The organism is Cellvibrio sp. BR (genome assembly GCF_000263355.1).
Taxonomy (GTDB): domain Bacteria; phylum Pseudomonadota; class Gammaproteobacteria; order Pseudomonadales; family Cellvibrionaceae; genus Cellvibrio.
In genome coordinates, this window is sequence record NZ_JH668201.1 from 496,934 (window position 1) to 515,039 (window position 18,106).

Annotated in this window: 13 protein-coding genes; 10 read left to right on the top strand and 3 right to left on the bottom strand. The window is 47.8% G+C overall.

All coding sequences use genetic code 11. The annotated features are described in order from the left end of the window. The first annotated feature begins 47 nt into the window (after positions 1 to 47). Both fliD and O59_RS07400 read left to right on the top strand, forming a co-directional pair. Positions 48 to 2,105 (top strand): flagellar filament capping protein FliD, encoded by a 2,058-nt coding sequence (gene fliD / locus O59_RS07395; protein ID WP_007641131.1) that lies wholly within the window; start codon positions 48 to 50, stop codon positions 2,103 to 2,105. Positions 2,106 to 2,240: 135 nt separating this feature from the next. Next, positions 2,241 to 2,924, top strand: a complete 684-nt coding sequence (locus O59_RS07400; protein ID WP_007641132.1) for a cytidylyltransferase domain-containing protein — start codon at positions 2,241 to 2,243, stop codon at positions 2,922 to 2,924. Positions 2,925 to 3,004: 80 nt separating this feature from the next. Here the strand turns inward: O59_RS07400 and acnB are convergent, their stop codons facing one another. Continuing rightward, on the bottom strand, positions 3,005 to 5,623 hold the full coding sequence (gene acnB, locus O59_RS07405) for a bifunctional aconitate hydratase 2/2-methylisocitrate dehydratase (protein ID WP_007641133.1): 2,619 nt from the start codon (positions 5,621 to 5,623) through the stop codon (positions 3,005 to 3,007). A gap of 373 nt (positions 5,624 to 5,996) precedes the next feature. Between acnB and O59_RS07410 the strand changes: the two genes are divergently transcribed. The 4 genes from O59_RS07410 to O59_RS07425 all read left to right on the top strand — a co-directional run bounded on the left by O59_RS07410 (position 5,997) and on the right by O59_RS07425 (position 10,763). Continuing rightward, positions 5,997 to 7,025 carry an SMP-30/gluconolactonase/LRE family protein gene (locus O59_RS07410; protein ID WP_007641135.1) on the top strand — a complete coding sequence of 343 codons (1,029 nt, stop codon included), beginning with the start codon at positions 5,997 to 5,999 and terminating at the stop codon, positions 7,023 to 7,025. 62 nt (positions 7,026 to 7,087) lie between these two features. Beyond that, a complete protein-coding gene (locus tag O59_RS07415; RefSeq protein ID WP_007641138.1) occupies positions 7,088 to 7,570 on the top strand; it encodes a DUF1289 domain-containing protein in 483 nt (160 codons plus the stop codon). Positions 7,571 to 7,580: 10 nt separating this feature from the next. Then, complete coding sequence (locus tag O59_RS07420; RefSeq protein ID WP_007641141.1) at positions 7,581 to 8,198, top strand: tRNA-(ms[2]io[6]A)-hydroxylase; 618 nt, start codon at positions 7,581 to 7,583, stop codon at positions 8,196 to 8,198. Between the two features lie 90 nt (positions 8,199 to 8,288). Next, positions 8,289 to 10,763, top strand: a complete 2,475-nt coding sequence (locus tag O59_RS07425; RefSeq protein ID WP_007641143.1) for a glycoside hydrolase family 9 protein — start codon at positions 8,289 to 8,291, stop codon at positions 10,761 to 10,763. 79 nt (positions 10,764 to 10,842) lie between these two features. On the opposite strand, the gene O59_RS07430 is transcribed toward O59_RS07425, so the two are convergent. Together O59_RS07430 and gloB are read right to left on the bottom strand one after the other, a co-directional pair. Continuing rightward, positions 10,843 to 12,390 carry a LysM peptidoglycan-binding domain-containing protein gene (locus O59_RS07430; RefSeq protein ID WP_007641144.1) on the bottom strand — a complete coding sequence of 516 codons (1,548 nt, stop codon included), beginning with the start codon at positions 12,388 to 12,390 and terminating at the stop codon, positions 10,843 to 10,845. 295 nt (positions 12,391 to 12,685) lie between these two features. Beyond that, entirely contained in the window at positions 12,686 to 13,540 is an 855-nt protein-coding gene (gloB, locus tag O59_RS07435; protein ID WP_007641145.1) for a hydroxyacylglutathione hydrolase, read from the bottom strand. 122 nt (positions 13,541 to 13,662) lie between these two features. Between gloB and O59_RS07440 the strand changes: the two genes are divergently transcribed. From O59_RS07440 to nudC, 4 genes are all read left to right on the top strand, one after another. Further along, a complete protein-coding gene (locus tag O59_RS07440; protein ID WP_007641146.1) occupies positions 13,663 to 14,535 on the top strand; it encodes a methyltransferase domain-containing protein in 873 nt (290 codons plus the stop codon). Between the two features lie 38 nt (positions 14,536 to 14,573). Then, positions 14,574 to 15,287, top strand: a complete 714-nt coding sequence (dnaQ, locus tag O59_RS07445; RefSeq protein ID WP_007641147.1) for a DNA polymerase III subunit epsilon — start codon at positions 14,574 to 14,576, stop codon at positions 15,285 to 15,287. Positions 15,288 to 15,504: 217 nt separating this feature from the next. Beyond that, positions 15,505 to 17,211 (top strand): hypothetical protein, encoded by a 1,707-nt coding sequence (locus tag O59_RS07450; RefSeq protein ID WP_040391696.1) that lies wholly within the window; start codon positions 15,505 to 15,507, stop codon positions 17,209 to 17,211. Between the two features lie 2 nt (positions 17,212 to 17,213). Continuing rightward, positions 17,214 to 18,089: an NAD(+) diphosphatase gene (gene nudC / locus O59_RS07455; RefSeq protein WP_007641149.1), complete on the top strand. Its 876-nt coding sequence runs from the start codon at positions 17,214 to 17,216 to the stop codon at positions 18,087 to 18,089. Positions 18,090 to 18,106: the final 17 nt, after the last annotated feature.

Consider the following 18,106-nt stretch of genomic DNA (forward strand, 5'->3'; position numbering starts at 1 on the left):
TGCCGCTAACCTATGCGAAGCGGTAATTTTTTGGTGTGGAGGTATCTATGGTGACCAGTACATCCAGTACGACAAACAACAACGGATCAATAGGTTCTAGCATTGTCAGTGCGTTAGGGTCTGGCTCTGGTATCGATAGTAATAAGCTCGCTGACCAGCTTACCGAAGCGAACAAGATGGTTCAGGCACAGCGCTTGACCAGTCAAAAGACACTTCTGCAAACCCAAATTTCAGATTATGGCCTGTTGCGCAGCTCGCTTGCGAAGCTGGAAACCGCTGCCGCCGCGCTTGGTAGCGCCGATACATTTAATGCCAAAGCCCTGTCCGTTCCAGATACCAGTTTGATTGGCATTACCAAGCTGGATTCAAAGGCTGTGGCGGGTAGCTATCAGTTAAAAGTCGAGCAAGTTGCTCAGGCTCAATCCCTCAGCTCTGCCAGTTTTGCGGCTATGACGAGTCCGGTTGGTAAAGGCACTTTGACCATTCGTTTGGGGGATTGGAATGCAGGAAACACCGCATTCACCGTGGATTCCACCAAAACCGGTGGAACCATCACCATTGATGATTCCAATAACTCGCTGACTGGTCTGCGTGATGCGATCAACGCTGCCGATATTGGTGTATCGGCAAGTATTGTTAGTGATGGCGGTTCTTACAGGCTGTTGATGACTGCCAGTACTGGCGCTAAAAACGAAATCGAAGTTGTTGCAACAGAAGATCCGGCTGCCGTTGGGCTTGCCGCATTTAACTTTAACGAGACCACTAAAAACCTGACTCAGCAACAAGAGGGGCTGGATGCACAAATTCGTGTAAATGGGTTATTGGTAAGTCGCGAATCCAACCAGGTGAAAGATGTCATCGATGGTTTGGAGTTTGATTTGTTCACCAGCTCAACCACTGAAACCATTAGTTTGGTCATCTCTGAAGACAAATCGGTCGCCGAACAAACCATCCGTGATTTTGTTCAGGCATACAATACCTTCAAGGCTGAAGTTGATGTACTTGTCGGTTTTGATGCTGAATTGGATGATTTTGGCAGTTTAAAAAGTGATCCTCTCGCTAAAAATTTGATGCAAAGTATCCGCAATGTATTAACGAATGCGGTTCCTGGAATCGGTGAGGGTTTTAGTACATTGTCAAATTTAGGTATTCGTACTGAACTGGATGGCACTCTCAAAATATATGAAGACGACAGCACAGGGTTCCGCGCGGCCATAGACGATAACTTTGAGTTTGTGCGCGACTTATTTGTGCCTAAAGCTTCTTCGTCGGTTTCAAATATCGATGTCACTAAATTCTCGGCAAGAAGCCAGCCGGGTTCTTATGAGGTAGTGATTACCCAACAACCATCAAAGGGTACCTTAACTACAACTGATCCCGTTGATCTGGTTGGCATTGGTAGTGGCACTAAAGACTACAGTTTTACTTTTCAATTAAATGGTATTACGTCCAACGCCATTAGTTTGCCGGCGGGTAAGCAATATGGATCGGGCGCTGAATTGGCGGCTGATTTACAAAGTTTGATTAACCTTGACGCTAACGTTAAAGCGGCCAATGCAAGCGTGGCAGTTACTTTTGAAGGCGGCAAGTTAGTCTTTACGTCGGCCTCTTATGGCGCGTCCAGTACTGTGAACTTTAGTGCAGTTAGCGCTGATATGTTGGCTGACTTTGGTATGACTAATGGTGTTGTAGTTTCAAGTGGTACTGATGTGGCAGGTACCGTCGATGGCGTTGCCGCATTTGGTTCAGGCAATATCTTATTGCCTGCAATTGGCTCTAAAGCTGAAGGCCTGAGTATGATGGTAGAGCCTGGAGCAACTACAGGTACGCTGACATTCACTCGTGGTTTCGCGGGCAGTATGAGCAGCCTGGTTAATGAGTTTTTGAAAACCTCCGGTTTGATAAAAGAACGCGAAACTACTATTGATAAAGACATCAAGCGTGTAGAGCAAAATGAAGAAGCGCTGGAGCGGCGTAGTGAAGCCTATCGTGCGCGCTTAATGGCACAGTTCCAGGCAATGGAATCCATTGTTCGTGCGCTGAATACCACGGGTGGTTTCCTCGATGGTATTGTCGACCGCCTGCCATTTACAGCAAAAAGCTAATTGTTGGATTAGCTTTTTGCTGAGGCTTATTTGCCTTCAGGCTTTCACATCTCGCAATTTCATCTAAGCTAAATAAGTTCTCATCAGCGATCAGTTGGGTCGCACCCTATAGCAAGCCAGAATTCTGGAGTCGCTATGTCAAACGTATTTGCACTGATACCTGCCCGTGGCGGTTCAACGGGTATTATTCAAAAAAATATTCAGCCACTACTCGACCAACCGCTACTGGCTTATACGATCATTGCGGCGCAAAAATCGGGGGTTGTCGATGCGGTCTATGTCTCATCGGATGACGATCAGATTCTGGCGATGGCTCACTATTACTGCGCTGAGCGCATTAAGCGTGATTACCATTTTGCGCGTGATGATTCCCCTTTGGATCCGGTGGTTGCTGAGTTTATTCATCGCGTAAAACCGGCAGGTAAAGATACGATTATCTTGCTGCAGCCCACCTCGCCACTGCGTCAGGCAAAACATATTGTCGAGGCGCTCGCTGAATACCGCGATTTTCCCTGCTGTCGGCGCCTGATCAGTGTTTATGAAATCAGCAATAAATATATGCGTGCCTATGTGGGGGGTGGTGAGTTTTTACATCTACTCGCAGGCGAGCATACAAGCCTAATACTTCGGGAGGATTTGCCTTCGCTGTATTTACCCAACGGCGCCATTTCAATTTTTAAAGTAGATGATTTTTTGCGCGAGGAGATCATCCCGCGTAGCCACCTGATTCCTTATTTAATGCCTGAAAAAGAAAGCCTGGAAATTCGTAACGAGGAAGATATTCGACAAGCTGAAGCCTATTTACGTGCTAGGTCCTAAACATAAAATACGAAACGATAAAATGAAAAAACCCGCATCGCTGCGGGTTTTTCGTTTAAGACTTACGTCTTATTTTTTACTTACACTGCAACAGTCTGGATCTCTACCGCTGCAATACGCTTACCTTCATTGGCAGCGTTTTGGTAGCTCTCAATTTCATTGAAATTGAGGTAGCGGTAAATCTCGGAAGACATACTGTTGATTTTGCTTGCGTAGCTTTGATATTCCTCTGGTGTTGGCAGCTTGCCGAGTACCGCAGCGATAGCAGCCAATTCAGCAGAAGCCAAGTACACATTCGCACCTTCACCCAAACGGTTCGGGAAGTTACGGGTAGAGGTAGAAACCACAGTCGATTTCGGAGCTACACGCGCCTGGTTACCCATGCACAGTGAGCAGCCTGGCATTTCGGTACGGGCACCTTTAACGCCGTAGATGCTGTAGTAGCCTTCTTCCATTAACTGGTGCTCGTCCATTTTGGTAGGAGGAGCGATCCATAAGCGCGTGGTCAGCTCGTCTTTAGTGGATGCCAGCAATTTACCGGCAGCGCGGAAGTGACCGATGTTGGTCATGCACGAACCGATAAACACTTCATCAATCTTCGCGCCTTGAACTTCAGACAATACTTTCACATCGTCCGGATCGTTAGGGCAGGCGAGGATGGGTTCTTTGATATCCGCCAGGTCGATGTCGATAACCGCTGCATATTCCGCATCGGCATCAGCTTCCATCAACTCAGGGTTGGCAATCCAGGCTTCCATCTTCTGCGCGCGGCGCTCAAGGGTGCGGATATCGCCGTAACCTTGTTCGATCATCCAGCGCAGCATGGTGATGTTTGATGTCATGTATTCAATGATGGGCGCTTTATCCAACTTGATAGTACAACCAGCCGCGGAACGCTCGGCCGATGCGTCAGAAATTTCAAACGCTTGTTCTACTTTCAGGTCAGGTAAACCTTCTACTTCAAGGATACGGCCAGAGAAAATGTTCTTCTTGCCCTTTTTCTCAACGGTCAACAAACCGGCTTTGATCGCATACAGAGGAATCGCATTTACCAGATCACGCAGGGTGATGCCCGGTTGCAATTCACCTTTGAAGCGAACCAGAACAGACTCAGGCATGTCGAGTGGCATAACACCGGTCGCAGCAGCAAACGCTACAAGGCCTGAACCGGCTGGGAAGGAAATACCAATCGGGAAACGGGTATGTGAGTCGCCACCGGTACCTACGGTGTCAGGCAACAGCATACGGTTCAACCAGCTGTGGATGATACCGTCGCCTGGACGCAGGGAAACGCCGCCGCGAGTCATGATGAAGTCGGGCAATGTGTGTTGGGTTTCGATATCCACTGGCTTTGGATACGCAGCAGTGTGGCAGAAAGACTGCATGGTCAGGTCGGCAGAGAAGCCAAGGCAGGCCAGGTCTTTCAGTTCGTCGCGGGTCATAGGGCCGGTGGTGTCCTGTGAACCTACAGTCGTCATGTACGGCTCGCAGTAGGTGCCTGGGCGAATACCTTTTACGCCGCACGCCTTGCCTACCATTTTTTGTGCGAGGGTATAACCCTTGCCGGTGTCAGCCGGTGATTCTGGCAGGCGGAACAAAGTACTTGCAGGCAAGCCCAGTGAAGCGCGTGCTTTGGTGGTCAGGCCGCGGCCGATGATCAACGGGATACGGCCGCCAGCCTGGACTTCGTCCAACAGCACATCGGACTTGAGGCTGAACTCAGAAATCACCGCGCCGGTAGTGGCGTTGAGGATTTTGCCCTCGTATGGGCGAATCTCAATTACATCACCCATGTTCAGGTTATCAACCGGTGCTTCAAACACCAGTGCGCCGGCATCTTCCATGGTGTTGTAGAAAATCGGCGCGACTTTGCTGCCGATACACACACCGCCGGTGCGCTTGTTAGGTACACCCGGGATATCTTCACCGATAAACCAGAGCACTGAGTTGGTCGCTGACTTACGTGAAGAACCGGTACCCACAACATCGCCCACGAATACCAATGGGTAGCCTTTGGTTTTCAATGCTTCGATTTGTTTGATCGGGCCGATTTTGCCTGGTTCATCAGGGGTGATGCCATCGCGCGCCATTTTGAACATGGCGAGTGAGTGCAGGGGGATATCAGGGCGTGACCAGGCATCGGGTGCTGGTGACAGGTCATCGGTATTGGTTTCGCCGGTGACTTTGAAAACGGTGAGTTTGGTGCTCTCAGGGACTTTAGGCTTGCTGGTAAACCACTCGGCATCAGCCCAGGATTGCATCAGTTCTTTCGCATGCGGGTTGCCCGCTTTTACTTTCTCTTCCACATCGTGGAATGCATCAAACATCAGCAAAGTGTGCTTGAGTTCTTTGGCAGCCAAAGGCGCCAGAGTGGCATCGTCGAGCAGGTTAACCAGGGTTTCGATGTTGTAGCCGCCGAGCATCATGCCGAGCAGTTTAATCGCGAGAGGCTTATCGATCAGGGGGGAGGAAGCTTGGTCTTTCAAAATCGCGCTTAGGAAAGCGGCTTTAACATAGGCGGCTTCATCGACGCCGGGCGGAACGCGGTTGGTGATCAAATCCAGTAATACTTCAGCTTCACCAGCGGGGGGATTTTTTAACAGTTCGACCAATCCAGCAACTTGTTCGGCGTTCAATGGTTTTGGTGGAATACCTTCTGCGGCGCGTTCTGCGACCTGTTTACGATAGGCTTCAAGCACGGTTTTATCCTCATTAGTGTAGGGGTTACTCCCTCGGCAGGATCTCTGCGTCAGGAGGCTATCCATGGCCTTCATGGATGTCTAAGTGCGCTCAACCAATGTGCGCACTTAATTACTCACTGCCTTTTTCTCTAGCGCAGTGCTGATTTACCAAAAGCGTGTTAAATCGGGCGCAGAGTATAACCCAAGCGATGCGTGCTGTTAATGCGCTCCGCGCTAAGTTCGGCGGGTTTTGAGGTCGGTATTTAAAGGCGACTGTGATAAGGTGACGGCCTTGTTTGGCTAGTCCAGACCGGTCCGCGGCAATAAAAAAAACAGTGATTACAAGTATTGATTAATCACAAGTACCAATTAAAAGTACAAAGGGATCTCTATGAAAACCTTATGCAAACCACTATTTAATATCGGCTTAATGAGCGCAATCCTGGTTAGCCTTTCGGCGTGCGAGCAACAATCATCACAGGTTTCAGCTGCCAGTTCGGCTGCTGTTTCATCTGTTGCTGATACTACCTTTTCCTCGATGGCAGCTGGTGCTGCGTGTGAAGGTACGGCGCCAGCAGGCGACTTGACTCCAGTGCGTATCGAAGCGGCCAATACTACCCGCACTGAACCCGGCTTATATGAAGGCCCCGTGTGGATCAATGATTCCTTGTACTTTTCCGATTTTGTATTTAGCGAAGGTTTCCCGTCGCGAGTACAAAAGTTAGATGCTTCTGGCCAGATGACAACGGTTATTGAGGACTCTGGTAGCAATGGCTTGGCTGTGGATAACAATAGTTTGCTGGTGGCGGGCACGCACAAGTATAAAAGTGTGTCGCGCTACAATCTTGCAACTGGTGAGCGCAGCACAGTGGCCCAAACCTTTCAAGACAACGTATTTAATTCACCCAACGATATAGCCATCACCGAAGACGGTGTTGTTTATTTTACTGATCCCGCGTTCCAAACGGCCGCCGCACCCGGTGGTCAGGAAAAAACGGGGGTTTATCGTGTGGCGACGGATGGTAGCGTGACCTTGGTTGATGACACTATTAGCAATCCCAACGGTATTACTTTGTCGCCCGATGAAAGTGTGCTTTATGTAAATGGTGGCGGCGAGCAGGGCATATTGCGCGCGTATGAAATTGTCGATGGTATTCCGCAGGCGGGTAAAGATCTGGTCACCGGTATTCATATTCCGGACGGCATGGCAGTGGATTGTTTGGGAAACATTTATCTCACTGAACACTTATCACGCCAATTGCGTGTATTTACCCCTGCCGGTGAACAAATTGCTCAAGCCACAGTAGACGCCAACTTGACCAACGTTGCATTTGGCGGCCCTGAAGGTACCACTTTGTTTTTAACTGGTGCAGGTTCTTTGTGGAAAATTGAGTTGGGAATTACTGGTTCGGCTTATTAATTTTATCTTTTCCATACCCAGTGAACTGCTGTATTCAGCAGTTCACTCATAACGCGATTCGTATGCTTGTATTAAAACCCGTAAAAACTCCCTGCGTGGGAATTTGCTCTACCGGCATTGGCGACAGTGTCTGTCGCGGCTGTAAACGTTTTGGTCATGAGGTGATTAACTGGAATGCCTATACTCATGATCAACGTTTATTGATTGCGCAACGGTTAGAAGCATTTCTTGCGCAAATTGTGCAGAACATGATTCATATCCATGATGAAAAGTTGCTGCTCGCGCAAATTAAACACCAACAAATCCAATTCAAACCAGAACAAAATCCCTATTGCTGGGTATTTGATTTATTGCGCGCTGGCGCCAGCCAGATTCAGGATTTATCGCAATATGGCTTGGCATTGCACGCAAATTGGAAAGGGACTCCCTTGCCGGTTATTCGCGACAATATCGACAAAGATTTTTACGCGCTGTCTTGCGCGCATTACGAACGTTATATTTCACCTTGTTTTATCACTGCTGAAACACTCGAACAACACAAATAGTTTTTACTTTATGAATGCTCTCACCAAAATCCAACAATTTCTGCACTGCGAAACCCCCGATGCTTGGGTAAAAAACGCTTTGGATAATCAAGCATTGTTACTGCTTGATCACGCCAACTGCGAAAAAAAAGCGGCATCAACTGCGATTAATTTGATGTTCCGCTACGTAGGCGATTTTGACATGATGAACAAAATGTCGCGTCTTGCCCGCGAGGAGTTGCGTCACTACGAACAGGTTATGGCAATTATGAAGGCGAGGGGCGTTAGCTATGATCAAATCACTCCTGGTCGTTACGCGGGTGAGCTGCGCAAATTAGTGCGTACTTCTGAACCCGGCCGCTATATAGACACCCTTATCTGCGGCGCCATTATCGAAGCTCGTTCCTGCGAACGCTTTGCCAAAGTCGCTCCATTTTTGGATGAAGAGCTGCAGAAATTTTATCTATCGCTGCTGAAATCCGAATCTCGTCATTACGAAGATTATTTAGTTCTCGCCAAACGAGCAGCAGAGGGCGCGGATATTTCTGCAAGAGTGCAAGAGTTTCTTGCGTTGGAAAAAACCTTGATTGAAGGTTGTGATGAAGAGTTTCGATTTCATTCGGGAGTTGTGAACTCCTTTACTGCGTAAACCTCCGTTATTAAGTGTAAATCTAGTATACCAGTATGTTATGTGCAAATAGACTATAAGTCTTCTGCTAATAATAAACTGGAGATTCACATGGCATATCAACTCGGTCAATGGCGAGGTTTGCTCGCCGTTTTATTTATTTCTCTCACTTTGCCGGTTCAGGCAAAAGACGACCTTACTCTCAACGACAAAGACTATTTCGAAAAACCCGGCTTGAATGTGCTGGTGTTTAGCAATTGGTATGACGGACTTTTTAGTGATTCCAAAACCAGCGGTGTTGAACTAATTCATCACGGTGAGCGCACCGTTACTAACGGTGATGTGCGCTTGAATGCGACGCCGGAGCAGTGGGATATGACGCCCATGTTCAAAGAGCGAAAAGTGAATCATGCCGATCAATCCATTGAAGCGTTTCTGCATTATCCCGATCAACAGTTTGATTTTTCTATCAAAGTTACTAAAAACGCTGAAGGTGTGCGCTTAACTGTTAACTTGCCAAAACCGCTACCAAAATCCCTTGAAGGCAAAGCCGGGTTTAATCTGGAGTTTTTGCCAGCGGCTTATTTCCATAAGTCATTTTTGATGGATGACACTGCCGGTGGTTTTCCTGTTTATCCCACAGGTTTAAAAGAAATTAATGGTAAAGCTGACCCCATTGCGCTCGCGCAAGGGCAGCATTTGGTATTTGCTCCGGAAGATAATGAACGCCGTGTAAGTATTCGTTCTGCCAGCGCACCGCTCGAACTTTATGATGGACGTGGCAAAGCGCAAAACGGTTGGTTTGTGGTGCGCAGTAAAATTCCGGCGAATAAAACCGGTGCGGTAATCGAATGGCAAATTGATGCGGCGACTGTGAAAAATTGGATTCGCAAACCTATGATTGCTCATTCGCAAGTGGGTTACCATCCCGCACAGAAAAAAGTCGCGGTGATTGAATTAGATGCGCGCGATAAAAAAGTTCACAAAGCGAGTTTGGTAAAAATTAATGCCGATGGCACGCGCAAAACAGTGCTAACTGAAAAACCCAAAAGCTGGGGCAAATATTTGCGTTACGAATATCGCCAATTTGATTTCAGTAAAATTCAAACGCCGGGTTTATATGCCATCACTTATGGCAAGCAGGAAACTCATAGCTTTCGCATTGATAAAGCGGTTTATCAAGCCGCATGGCACCCCACATTGGACATGTATTTGCCGGTGCAAATGGATCACGTAACGGTTAATGAATCCTACCGTATATGGCATGGTGCATCGCATTTGGACGATGCCTTGCAGGCGCCAGTTAACATTGGGCATTTTGATTTGTATGCGCAGGGGCCAACAACCGACACAAAATACAAACCCGGTGAACATATTCCCGGTTTAAATATCGGTGGTTGGTATGACGCGGGCGATTACGATATTCGCACCCAAACGCAATACGACGTGGTGAATACGCTCGTCACTGCGTGGGAAACCTTCGACCTGAAACGTGATACCACCAGTGTCGACTACGCCAGAAAATTTGTTGATCTTCATACTGCGGATGGCAAGCCCGATGTATTGCAACAAATCGAACACGGAACACTGGCGTTGATTGCGCAACACCGTGCAATCGGCCACGCAATTCCCGGTATTGTAGAAGCGCATATTGACCAGTATCACCACTTGGGCGATGGCATCACCAAAACAGATAATTTAATTTACGATCCCAAAATGGGTGAGCTGGAAACTGACGGCTTTAAAAGCGGCAAATTTGATGACCGCTGGGCATTCACCAGTAAATCCTCTTCGTTAAATTATGGTTCTGCTGCTGCGCTTGCAGCTGCGAGCCGTGCGTTAACAGGATTCAATGATGAGCTTGCCAAAGAATCTTTGGCAACGGCAAAAAAGGTCTGGGCAGATGAGGCCGCCAAAGCGCAGCCGGACTTGTTTAAACACGGTAATACTACCGGTGGCAAACTTGAGCATGAAAAACTTAAAGCAGCAACGGAATTATTAATCACCACTGGCGAAGCTAAATACGTTCAAGCAATTGAGAAGCTTTTGGGTGAAGTTGAGTTTGCGTTTAATGCCTCCTGGTTTATTCGAGCTATTCCCCATATGAATGCCAATTTTAAATTGGTTTTGAACAACAAAGCATTGGCTTACCGTGAACAGCTGAAGGAAATAGAATCAAAAAATCCTTTCGCCGTACCTATTACTGAAGGTGGTTGGGCTGGCAGTGGTGCAGTGATTCGTCATGCGTTGAATAATTATTATATTCACAAGGCATTCCCGGATGTGGTTAGTCGTGAGTCGGTATTGCAGGGATTAAACTTCCTGTATGGCACGCATCCTGCGCATAACCTATCGCTTGTATCTAATGTGGGTACTCGCAGTAAGGAAGTAGCTTACGGCATGAATCGCGCTGACTTCTCATTTATTTCGGGTGGGATAGTGCCGGGTATTCTTGTGCTCAAGCCTGATTACCCTGAGAATCATGAGGATTGGCCTTTCTTTTGGGGGCAAAATGAGTATGTCGTTAATCTGGCTGCTAGTTATATCTTCCTTGTTAATGCTGCCGAAGAATTATTAAAGGAATAGTAAATAACCTATGACCCAATAAAAAAGCCGCAATTTCAAATTGCGGCTTTTTTATTGGGTGTTGATTTGGTTTTTACAATTAATTTTTGGCAGATAAGAAAATAGTTAATTCTTGACCAGGGTGAATATAGCTTTCATTTTTCACTTTGTTCCAGCTCAGAATGTCTTGTTTAGATACAGAGAATTTGTTGGCGATCTTATTCAGTGTGTCACCACTTTTTATTTGGTAAGTGATTTTATTGCCATCTTTCTGTGCTATCGCCTTGTCGGCAATCAGTAACTTTTGGCCTGGCTTGAGTTTGGCGTTTGCACTCAAATCATTCCATTGCAGCAGGTTTTTAACACTGGTGTTGTGGCTTTTTGCAATAGTCCAAAAACTGTCACCAGACTTAACGGTGTAATGAATGCCGGTATTTTTTTGATTGCGTTGGGCAATTTCCTGCTCGGCTTGAATCGCATAAGGAGAATTAACCGGTGTTTGGCCGGGAATGCTCAGGCTTTGACCGACTCTTAAATTCGTAGACTTGAGATTGTTGGCCGCTTGGATGGCAGCAACGCTGGTGCCGTAGCGTTTGGCCAGTGCACCCAAGGTATCGCCGGATTTCACTTTGTAATCACCAGCAATTTGCATGGGCTTAATTTGGGGGAGCTTGTCGAGTGTTAGGGTGAACTGCGCAGCATCTGCCACGGGTACCAAAAGCTGATGTGGACCCGATGGGTTTGTAATCCAACGGTTATAGCCTGCATTGAGGTTACGCAATTCTTTTGGATCTATCTCTGCCATGCGTGCTGCCTGTGCCAAATCTACAGGAGTGCTTACATTGACAGTGGTGAAGTAGGGGTTGTTTGGTATGGCTGCTAATTCAAGATCGTATTTAGCCGGGTTGGCGACAACCTTGGAGAGTGCAATCAACTGCGGCACATAGGACTGTGTTTGCTGTGATAGGGGTAATGACCAGAAGTCAGTGCCTTTTCCTTGCTTGCGATTTCGTTCAATGGCTCTGCGCACAGTGCCTTCACCAGCGTTATAAGCGGCGACAGCTAAAAACCAATCGCCATTAAACATAGTGTTCAAGCGCTTGAGGTAGCGGACGGCTGCATCTGTTGAGGCAACTATGTCTCTTCTGCCGTCATACCAGTGGTTTTGAGTAAGGCCAAAATTGCGGCCAGTTTGAGGCATGAATTGCCATATTCCCAGGGCGCGACTGGGGGAGGATGCAAAAGGGTCGTAAGCGCTTTCTACGATGGGAAGGAGTGCAAGCTCCAAGGGTAAATCGTTGGCTTTTAATTGGCTGGCTACATAGTGCAGGTAGGGGCGGCTCTGTTGGGTTACCCGATCCAGATAACGTTGATTGTTTGCGAGCCAGCGCAAATTTTTGTTAACTTTTTCATCGCTAACGGTTGGCAGTCCATAACCTTTAATAATGTCATCCCACAGATTTGTGGCTTCTATTGTTTCGGTCGGTTTTTTTACGGCATGCTTTTCGGTCGATTTTTTTACCGTTTTGGTTTTAGCTTCTGCAGTTTCCTGATTTTTATCGGGAAGGCTGCTACAGCCAGTTACCAGTAGGGTCGCGGTGAGCAATAAACTGGTGGACAATCGAATAAGAGGGCGCGGTTTACTCATAGGGTCACTTTTTGCTAGGTGCTTTTGTGGTGTTTAGTTTTCTATACGCTTGTTGGTATAGGGTTTTCACACGTGTTAAAGCCTGTTTATTAAAGCAGCAATTGACAAATCTTTAGGTTATTCATCCTATAAATTGGTTGAATTGCTGCTATTTAGTGATTGCCTTTGCCCTCCTTGGGGCTGCGGATTTCGGATTCTAGGGGCTCAATACTTACCGGTCAATGTCTAATCTGGAATAACAGGGGTACGTCACAGCTGTATTGAGAGCTGGTTTTGATGCCAGATTCGAGAGTAATTACCTTTGCGGCCAGTTATCTTTTGCTTTACGAAGTAAGGCAAATATCTCGACTTCATCCTTCACAACCCGGTTTTCTCGGTTACAAATGAAGTTTTTAATGCCAGATTCTTGACAGCGTAAAAACGGATTCGTTCGTTTTTCAAGCAAAATATTGGTTGGTAAGCTAATGCCATTGTTGCTGCGTAAGATCTTAATTGCTTCATAACGCGCGGCAATTTCCGGGTTGTCGGGTTCTACTGCCTTGGCAAAGGCCAGGTTTGCTAGCGTATATTCGTGTGCACAGTAGACTTGGGTGTTATCAGGTAGCGCAGCCAGCCGACAAAGTGATGCCCACATAACATCGGCCGGGCCATCGAACATTCGGCCGCAACCTGCCGCAAATAGTGCATCGCCGCAAAAAATGGCCGGAAGTTTGGGGGCGGTATTATCACTTTGGTCAGTGGATGGAAGGTAATAGGCGATATGTTCAACCGTGTGCCCAGGTACACCTATTACGTTAAACTCCAATGGCGGCAGCTTAAGTCGATCTCCATCTTTCAGTTTGTGGGTGACTTGAGAGATTGCCGGCGAGTCGGGGCCGAATACCGGTACTGGCCAATGTTGGAGTAGTTCATTAATCCCGTCGATGTGATCATGGTGACGGTGGGTTACTAATATGGCCTTTGGCTGCAATTCGTGCTTTTGTAAATAATCAATTACCGGCGCCGCATCCCCCGGATCGACCAGATAAACAAAAGGTTGATGAATATCAGGTCTTATTACCCAGAAATAATTATTTTCTAGCGCTGCAATGGGTGTGATTGTTATCACTTGGTAGGTCTCCGCTTCACTGTGGGTAAATTCTACGCCCATCAAACCATCAGGGCTAATCGGCCAATTGCTCTGCCGTGCGTGCGCTTGTGGTAAATTGATTCAATCTGTTTGGGGCGGCGTTTTTTACAGGAGTAACTAATGCCTGCAAGTGAGGTTAGTGAATGGACAATAAGATCAAAAAAGTACCGCACCGATTGATGATGCGTTTATCGGTGATGTGGAAAAAACGCTTTGGTGTATTGCCGATGCGTGAATCTATTGTCGATTTGTCGGACTGGTTCGAGTCGCCACTAGGGCGCTCCTTGCTCCAGCAGGAGCGGCTGGTTATTGATGATGCATTGCAGTGTGTATTTGGTTACCACTTGCTACAACTGGGTGTGAGTGGTCGCGTTGAGTTATCGGGTGAGAGTCGCATTTCACACCGGTTTTTATTGCATCCTAAAAGCGAATCCACCACACCCGCCATCGGCGCGCTGGCGGATTTCAATCACTTGCCACTGGCGGCCGAATCAATTGATGCGGTAATTTTGCATCACGCGCTGGATTACAGCCAAAGCCCTCACCATTTATTGCGTGAGGCCGCACGTGTGGTAATCCCGCGCGGACATTTGCTGGTGGTGGGTTTTAACCCTTGGAGCTTGTGGGGATGTTGCGCCAGCCTGTTGCGTTTTTTTACCGCCAAGCCTCGCTGGCGTTTCCAGTATTTGCGCAAGGGGCGCTTGCTCGACTGGCTTGCACTGGTGGATATGGAAGCCGTTGCGGTCTATCAGGGCTTTTATCGCCCGCCAGTACCCAATGAGGGTGCGATGAAATATTTGCAATGGCTGGATCGCTGGGGTAAAAGACTGCGCTTGCCTTGGGGTGGCTTTTATTTGGTGGTTGCACGCAAGGATCACATTCCGTTAACGCCCATCAAACCAGCGTGGCAACAATATCGCCCACTGCGTGGTTTGGCAGTTACGCGTATTCTCGGCCCTGCAGTACATAATCGTTTGCGCACCGGTTTCGCGGTGAAAAATGCCACTCCCCGATAACAGCTCCAGTGAACTCAAGAAAAATAGGTTAAAGCTAAATGCGTCAAATTGTATTGGATACCGAAACTACCGGCCTGGAAACATCCCAGGGGCACAGGATTATCGAAATAGGCTGCGTTGAACTATTCAACCGCCGGTTGACCGGTCGTCACTACCATCAGTATATAAATCCCGAGCGGGAAATTGATGCGGGCGCGCAAGCGGTGCACGGTATTAGTAATGCAATGCTGGCAGATAAGCCTGTGTTTGCGCGTATTGCGGACGATTTTTTGAACTTTGTCGGCGATGCCGAGTTGGTGATACACAATGCCGCGTTTGATATCGGCTTTATCAATTACGAATTAAATATGTTGCGCCCAGGGTTTGGCTCAATTGCTGAGCGCTGCCATGTGGTTGATACCTTATTAATGGCGCGCGCCAAACATCCAGGCCAAAAGAACAATTTGGATGCGCTTTGTAAGCGTTACGGCGTAGACAACTCGCAGCGTGAATTACACGGCGCTTTGCTTGACGCCGAGATTTTGGCTGATGTCTATTTATTGATGACGGGCGGCCAGACGGCGTTATCTCTCGGTGGCAACCAATCAAAAGAAGATGGTGGTGATGATCAAAATCAATTGCGCCGGCTTTCTGCGCAACGGAAAAGCCTGCCTGTAATAATGGCGAGCGCTGATGAGTTGGAGTTGCATCAACAGAAACTGGCAGCCATTGCCAAGGCCAGTGGCGATAACTGTGTGTGGTTGCGGGAATAACGCTTCAGCATTCCCCGCTGTCCAGATAATAAGCAACACCGGATATGCAAATGAGAAATATTCGGCAGTCTCAGGTTTGGCTAGTGCTTATTTAGGCCGCCACGGTGAAATAGCGCCAAACATGGTATAGAGTCAATCTACCCGGATACGAGTAGATAGCGGCAAGCAGCCTGCGTTGCTCGGCCCCATTAAAATAGATCAATGCCAGGAAGTTATCGTGAGCACAACAGAAACCTTAAATCTTGCTTCACTAAAAATGGTTCAGGACGAGTTGGTTGCAACTATTGAGCAATCCGCTGTTCGTTTGGAGCAATTTGCACAGGACCGGAATAACGGTGAATTGCTGCAAAACTGCATTGAGGGTATCAAGCAAATTCGCGGTATCCTGAGTTTGATTCAGCTGCGTGGCTTGGATTTACTGGCTGATGAACTGGTTACCCATATCACCGATATCACCTTGGGTGATGACCCTAAAACTGATGCCAAGCTGGAGCTGTTGACCTCCAGCTTTTTTATTCTGCCGCGCTACCTTGAGTATTGCTCGCAGACAGCACGCAGCATGGCGATGCTACTTATCCCGCATATCAATGAGCTGCGTGTTGCGCGCAAAGCAACACCACTACCGGAAAGCTACTTTTTCCGCTTGGCTAGTGTTAAATGCCATCGCCACCTCACAGTTACAGCACAACAGCTACCAGAAGATTTGAGCGTGTTGGTGCGTCGTTTGCGTCACATGTACCAAACGGCTTTGTTAAATGTACTCAAGTCAGTTCAAGTAAACCCATCATTGGCAATGATGACTCGCGCACTGCAGCGGCTTGAGGCTGCAGCGGCAGGTAGTGCGCTGAGCAATTTTTGGTGGCTGTGTGGTGCAACACTCGCGGCAATCGGCGAAAAAAATATGCGCCTTACTAAAAGTCGCAAAATGGTTTTCAGTGCAATTGAGCGCGAAATAAAACGTTTTCAGTTTGAAGGTAAAGCGGTACTTGAACGCGAAGTCGATCAGTCGCTGCAAAAAGAATTGTTGTACCTCTTGGCGCTTGCTCATTCAGAGCAACCTCACACAATTGCCGTTTTGGCGGCTTATGGTGTTGGGCCTATCGGTTATACCGAGTCTGAATTGGCGCGCGAGATGGAATTCCTAAATGGCCCGAGCGCCAACACCATCAGCTCCATGGTCACTGTATTGACTGATGAGTTACATAGCACCAAAAATATTTTGGAGCGTGCGGCTCAAGGCGGGGCAGAGCTACTGAATGACTCTCCAGAGCTGTTGGAAACCCTGAAAAAAATCGCTGATATTTTATCAATAGTTGGCTTGGTTTCACCCAGCAATAGCCTTAAGCAAGAAATTGAAAAAATCGCCCAATGGCAAGCGAGCCGCAGTGCAGTGACTGCAGATCAATTGCTGCAGGTGGCGGATACCATGTTGTATGTCGAAAGCACAATCGCTGGTTTGCATAACGCCAATTTGTCCGATGATAAATTAGCGCAAATTAATGCCTTATCGCGCGATGCGGCCATGACTAACAATCAAATCGCGGAAGCTGAAAAAATTGTTATCGATGAAGCTGAAGTTGGGTTGGCGACGGTAAAACGCGCGCTGAGTGCATTTGCGGAGTCCAATTACGATAAGGGGCATATTCGCAATATTCCCGGCATTTTGGATTCGGTGCGCGGTGGTATGTTCGTGTTGGGTTTGTCGCGTGCCGCGAAAGTGTTGGCCGGTTGCATGCGTTTTGTGGAGGATGATTTATTGGCCGCGGAGCAGCAGCCTGCTGTACAGCATTTGCTTGAAACCTTTGCCGATGCGGTTATCAGCCTTGAGTATTATCTGGATGCGCTCAAGTTGAATAAAAATGCAGATACAGCGGTACTGCAAATTGCTGAGGAAAGTTTGCAGGCCCTTGGGTACAACATCTAATTATGTCCATTGAGTTTGATCTCACATCATTTGAATTTCATGCCAACCACATAGCGCCGGCTGCAACTCGCAACCGGCGTTTTATTCTTGTAGCCACTTCGAGCAATCTGCGTTGTGATTTATTGTTGTGTTGCGCGGGCAAATTAGTATTAGCTGATGCAAAGACCGCTGCGCTACCCGAGCTTTCCATTCTCAGTGAACATTATTTAGGTTTGCTTGCCGGTGAGGATCTGTGGGTCAGGGTTGTTGACGGTGGCCATTTGCCGAAAGGTTATGAATGGCTGGGGTTGCGCTCACAGCTGGAAATCTTATCGCCCGCCTATTTTCAGTTGGCTGGTCGCGCACTGCAAATTGCGCAGTGGTTTTATGATCATCAATACTGTGGCCGCTGCGGCCGTCCAACACAGCAAGATGAAGCTGACAGGGCCACCTGTTGCGGGAACTGCGGCTTACGGTTTTATCCGCGAATCTCACCTTGCATGATTGTGCTGGTAACTCGCGGCGACGAAATTTTGCTCGCACATCATCAGCGTGCGTCACGGGTTGTTTACAGTACCCTGGCAGGTTTTGTTGAGGCGGGCGAAAGTGTGGAAGACTGTGTGCGCCGTGAAGTCATGGAGGAGGTGGGTATCACCGTTGGAGAGCTTCATTACTTTCACAGCCAACCCTGGCCATTCCCTGCACAATTGATGTTGGGCTTCTTCGCCGCCTATGAATCCGGGGACATAAACGTTGACCCCAAAGAAATTATAGATGCCAAATGGTTCCGTTATGATGAGTTGCCGACTGTCCCGGCAGAGGCTAGTGTAGCGGGGCAGCTCATTGCACATTATGTGCACCAGCGTCAGCAGAACTCCTCAACCACCAACAATAATTAGCCGCTAAACAGGTAGCT

Bases quoted from the DNA above. Each gene is read 5' to 3' on its own strand.
- O59_RS07430 (WP_007641144.1), bottom strand. From the start codon at position 12,390: ATGAGTAAACCGCGCCCTCTTATTCGATTGTCCACCAGTTTATTGCTC.
- nudC (WP_007641149.1), top strand. From the start codon at position 17,214: ATGTCCATTGAGTTTGATCTCACATCATTTGAATTTCATGCCAACCAC.
- O59_RS07420 (WP_007641141.1), top strand. From the start codon at position 7,581: ATGAATGCTCTCACCAAAATCCAACAATTTCTGCACTGCGAAACCCCC.
- O59_RS07425 (WP_007641143.1), top strand. From the start codon at position 8,289: ATGGCATATCAACTCGGTCAATGGCGAGGTTTGCTCGCCGTTTTATTT.
- O59_RS07410 (WP_007641135.1), top strand. From the start codon at position 5,997: ATGAAAACCTTATGCAAACCACTATTTAATATCGGCTTAATGAGCGCA.
- O59_RS07415 (WP_007641138.1), top strand. From the start codon at position 7,088: ATGCTTGTATTAAAACCCGTAAAAACTCCCTGCGTGGGAATTTGCTCT.
- O59_RS07440 (WP_007641146.1), top strand. From the start codon at position 13,663: ATGGACAATAAGATCAAAAAAGTACCGCACCGATTGATGATGCGTTTA.
- dnaQ (WP_007641147.1), top strand. From the start codon at position 14,574: ATGCGTCAAATTGTATTGGATACCGAAACTACCGGCCTGGAAACATCC.
- O59_RS07400 (WP_007641132.1), top strand. From the start codon at position 2,241: ATGTCAAACGTATTTGCACTGATACCTGCCCGTGGCGGTTCAACGGGT.
- gloB (WP_007641145.1), bottom strand. From the start codon at position 13,540: ATGGGCGTAGAATTTACCCACAGTGAAGCGGAGACCTACCAAGTGATA.
- fliD (WP_007641131.1), top strand. From the start codon at position 48: ATGGTGACCAGTACATCCAGTACGACAAACAACAACGGATCAATAGGT.